The organism is Kitasatospora sp. NPDC089797 (assembly GCF_040684795.1).
Classification (GTDB): domain Bacteria; phylum Actinomycetota; class Actinomycetes; order Streptomycetales; family Streptomycetaceae; genus Kitasatospora.
Genome location: NZ_JBFBGS010000123.1, coordinates 1 through 1,065, shown reverse-complemented (window position 1 = coordinate 1,065; position 1,065 = coordinate 1). Strand labels below are relative to the sequence as shown.

General features: G+C 70.0%; 1 pseudogene. It reads left to right on the top strand.

Annotation, left to right across the window (positions count from 1 at the left end):
- A pseudogene (locus AB0O91_RS41210) lies at positions 1–1,065 on the top strand (hypothetical protein); the annotation flags it as partial.

Sequence of the window (1,065 nt, the reverse complement as noted above, 5' to 3'; positions counted from 1 at the left end):
GACAAGATGGCCTTCAAGCGACTGACCTACAACCCCGCCGTCGTCGTCGAGTACGACCGCGTCCCCAACACCCCGACCAATCCCTACGCCTGGCCCGTCCCCTCGACCTCCGTGCCGTGGGCCGAGAACCAGGGCTGTGACGGCAACTCCATCGGCTGGCTCAACTCCTCCTCCGGGTTCAACGGCTCGGTCAGCCTCAACGCGACGGTCAGCAGCAAGGCGCAGTCCTCGCTGTTCGGCTGGGCCCACATCTGGGACTACGCGAACCTGAGCGCCGACGTCGACTCCGGCTACACCGCCGAGGTGCCCAACAACGGCAACGCGGTGTTCCAGGTCAACCCGAACGTCATCAAGGACGGGCACGTCTACGGCTGGGGCATGATGGCCAGCGACAAGCTGGTCCAGATGTCCGCCTCGACCCCGGTGTGCCGCTTCGGCGTCGACCTGACCCCGCCGACCCTCACCGTCCCCGACGCCAACACCGTGCTGTCGGCCGCCGAACTCACGGACAAGTTCCCGCCGTCCGGCAACGGCCAGGTCACCAAGAAGCACGTCGGCGAGCAGGGCCTGGTGCCCTTCACCGCGACCGACCCCGCACCGGGCGGCAACGCCTCCGGCGTCGCCTGCGCCCGCTGGTCCTTCGACCCGCAGTTCTCCGGAGCGGGCTGGGCCTGCGGCGGCGACTACCCGACCAACGGGATCCCGGTCACCCCGGGCCGCTGGGGCACCAACATCCTCTACCTCCAGGTGATGGACAACGCCCGCAACGTCTCCCCGGTCGCCTCGTACTCGTTCTACGTACCGTGGAACCCGGACGGCCCGCCGCCGGTCTTCGGTGACGTCACCGGCGACGGCGCCCCCGACATCCTCACCCCCGACCAGGCCGGCTACCTGCGCGCCTACAACCCGCCGGGCAACCCGAACGCCAAGAGCCCGGCCGTCGCCACGGTCGCGACCCCGGCGGACGCCCCCGGCGGCAAGGGCTGGACGAACATCCAGCTCACCCACCGCGGCACCCTCACCGGCGGCAACAACATCGACGACGTCATCGCCCACGCCCCTGGC